This is a genomic window from Mesorhizobium sp. M7A.F.Ca.CA.002.04.1.1 (genome assembly GCF_004022805.1).
In the GTDB taxonomy this organism is placed as follows: Bacteria; Pseudomonadota; Alphaproteobacteria; order Rhizobiales; family Rhizobiaceae; genus Mesorhizobium; species Mesorhizobium ciceri.
This window is the reverse complement of sequence record NZ_RZPL01000700.1, coordinates 1-2,932: the sequence shown is the minus strand read 5'-3', so window position 1 is coordinate 2,932 and position 2,932 is coordinate 1. Positions and strand designations below refer to the sequence as shown.

Sequence of the window (2,932 nt, the reverse complement as noted above, 5' to 3'; positions counted from 1 at the left end):
TCTCATTGGGCGTCGTCGCCATGCGGCGGTCGAGCTGTTCCTGGCCGATATGGCTGGCCGATGCCAGCGATTCGATCGCCGTCTCGCCGGTGCGGCTGATGACGAGGATCTTGTCGAGCAGCGTTGCTCCCGCTGGTGCTGCCTTTTCCTCTTCAGCCTTCTTCGTTTGATCTGTCGTCTGCGCCGCCTGCTGGGCGTTGGCCAGTTGCGCCGATAAGGCAATCGCCGCCACGCTTGCCAGCAATGCCGCCGCGCCGTTCGCCGCCGACCGGCCGCGCCATTCCCAAGTCACAAACCCCATGCCCCAACTCCAAAGTCCAGGTTTCATGCTGGCTGGCCCGGGGCTGGCTGGCATTTTTGATCGTCGCCGACGTCTTAAATGTTGACTCATTTAATCCGGTATTGCACTGACTAGTAAACATGATTATTCAAGTCAAGAAATGAATCGGATTACGCAACGCCTAGCCAGACGCCCGGCACAGGAAAGGGATCCATCCAGATGAACACCCACAATCCCAACGATTTTCGCTATCGCGTCCGCCGTCCCGACGATGCCTCCCCCCATTTCGACCGGGTTCCGCTGGCGGTACGAACCCTTTCCAGCAACACCCTGTTCCAGGGCGAGCACGAGATAGGCATCGAGCATCACGGTGCACTCTACCGGCTGAAAATCACCCGCCAGGGCAAGCTCATTCTCAACAAGTAAGACAAGGCAACAGGGACCGAGACATGGATCAGCGCGTAAAACCCGCCCCGCATGAAATCCGGCGGGCACGGACAGACAATCCGAAGACGCGCGAGCGTGATCTGGCTGCCCATCTCGGCATTTCGGAAGCCGAACTGGTCGCGGCGCATTGCGGCGACGGCGTCGTCCGCATCGAGCCGCGCGTCAACGATCTTCTGACCGGCCTCGAGGCCGTCGGCGAGGTCATGGCGCTGACCCGCAATGACAGCGCGGTGCACGAGAAGATCGGCGTCTATGACAAGGTCGTCACCGGCACCCACAATGCCATGGTGCTTGGCGAAAACATCGACTTGCGCATCTTCCCGAAGGTCTGGGCGCACGGCTTTGCCATCGAGAAGCGCGACGGCGACGAAATCCGCCGCAGCCTCCAGTTCTTCGATGCGGCAGGCGAGGCCGTGCACAAGGTGCATCTGCGGCCGGCCTCCAGCCTCTATGCCTATCAGAAGCTGGTCGCCGCGCTCGAATCGTCCAACCAGGAACCGACGGTCGACATCTCGGGGCCACTCCCCGATGACGAGATCCATGGCGACGAAGCGGCCGCCAATCTCGACGATCTGCGTGACCGCTGGAGCCGGCTGACCGACGTGCACCAGTTCTTTGGTATGCTGAAGACGCTGAAACTAAGCCGCCGGCAGGCGGTGCGCCTGGTTGGGCAGGACTATGCCTGGCAGCTCGACAATGAGGCGGTCCGGGCCATGTTTCATCATGCCGCGGAGGGCGAGATGCCGATCATGTGCTTTGTGGGAAACCGCGGCTGCATCCAGATCCATTCCGGTCCGATCAAGTCGATCAAGCCGATGGGACCATGGATCAACGTGCTGGACGAAACCTTCCACCTGCATCTGCGCACCGACCACATCCACGAGGTCTGGGCCGTGCGCAAGCCGACCAAGGACGGTCATGTCACCTCGCTCGAGGTCTATGACGCCGACGGCAAGATGATCATCCAGTTCTTCGGCAAGCGTCATGAAGGCGAAAGCGAGCGAGACGACTGGCGCTTCCTGGCGGAAAACCTGCCGCGCATCCCAAGCCCGACTGCAGCCTGAGAAAAAATGCTATGAGTGTTTTCCCAAGATTGTCGGCTGTGCGCGGATCTATTTTGGGGCCGGTGATCGGTCTCTCCATGGCTGTTATCGCACTGCAACCCGCCAGCGCCGCGGAAGGCACGGCCGTGTTTGCCGATCCTTCAAAGATCGTGGCCATTGGCGGCTCGATCACCGAGATCGTCTATGCTCTCGGCCAGGAAAAGCATCTGGTGGCACGCGATTCCACCAGCCGGTTCCCAAAGGCGGCGCTTGAGCTGCCCGATGTCGGCTATATGCGCGCGCTGTCGCCGGAGGGTGTGCTGTCGGTCGACCCGACCGGCATCCTGGCGCTGCATGGCAGCGGCCCCAAGGAAGCAGTCGATGTCTTGAAGAAGACGAGCGTGCCGTTCATCGAGGTGCCCGAGCACTACAGCCACGAAGGCATTCTCGAGAAGGTCCGCATCGTCGGCAAGGCGCTCGGCGTCGACGCCAAGGCCGAGGTGCTGGCCAAGGAGCTCGATGCCAAGCTCACGGCCGCCGAGAAGCAGACGGCTTCGATCAAGGAGCGCAAGCGCATCCTGTTCGTGCTGTCGATACAGGGTGGCAAGATTCTGGCGGCCGGCAGCGAGACCGCCGCCGACGGCATGGTCAAGCTGGCCGGCGGCGTCAACGCGGTCGAGGGCTTTTCCGGCTACAAGCAGATGTCCGACGAGGCGATCATAACCGCCAGGCCTGACGTGATCCTGATGATGAGCAATGCCGGGCCTCCGGTTTCGGACGACGAACTGTTCGTCAATCCGTCGATCGCCTCCACGCCGGCCGGAACGGCGCACAAGCTGATCCGCATCGACGGCGCCTATCTGCTCGGCTTCGGGCCGCGCACGGCTGATGCCATCCACGACCTCGCTGTCTCGCTTTATGGCGGGCAGGTCACGGACTGAGCAGGCAGATCATGGTCGATCAATCGATCGCCGGCCCGGTGATGGCAAGCGTATCCGAAGGCGACCGGTCGGGCCGCGCCCGCATCGTCATCCTTCTGCTGTGCCTGGGGCTCGCGGCTGCCGTTTTTCTGTCGCTGACATCGGGGGCTTCGGACGCATCGGCCGCCAACGTCATCGGGGGCTGGCTGTTCGGCGCAGTGCCTGACGACGCCGCGTTGAGC

General features: G+C 62.3%; 3 protein-coding genes and 2 pseudogenes. 4 read left to right on the top strand and 1 reads right to left on the bottom strand.

Annotated features, from left to right (window positions below):
* Positions 1–301, bottom strand: a pseudogene (locus ENZ75_RS27035) (TonB-dependent receptor); the annotation flags it as partial.
* Positions 302–499: 198 nt separating this feature from the next.
* On the opposite strand from ENZ75_RS27035, the gene hemP reads away from it, so the two are divergent.
* The 4 genes and pseudogenes from hemP to ENZ75_RS27015 all read left to right on the top strand — a co-directional run.
* Entirely contained in the window at positions 500–706 is a 207-nt protein-coding gene (hemP, locus tag ENZ75_RS27030) for a hemin uptake protein HemP (RefSeq protein ID WP_063168168.1), read from the top strand.
* Positions 707–729: 23 nt separating this feature from the next.
* Positions 730–1,791 carry a hemin-degrading factor gene (locus ENZ75_RS27025; RefSeq protein ID WP_063168167.1) on the top strand — a complete coding sequence of 354 codons (1,062 nt, stop codon included), beginning with the start codon at positions 730–732 and terminating at the stop codon, positions 1,789–1,791.
* Positions 1,792–1,802: 11 nt separating this feature from the next.
* Positions 1,803–2,711, top strand: coding sequence for a hemin ABC transporter substrate-binding protein (locus ENZ75_RS27020; protein ID WP_063168166.1), 909 nt, complete (start codon positions 1,803–1,805; stop codon positions 2,709–2,711).
* Between the two features lie 11 nt (positions 2,712–2,722).
* Positions 2,723–2,932 (top strand): annotated as a pseudogene (locus tag ENZ75_RS27015) (iron ABC transporter); the annotation flags it as partial.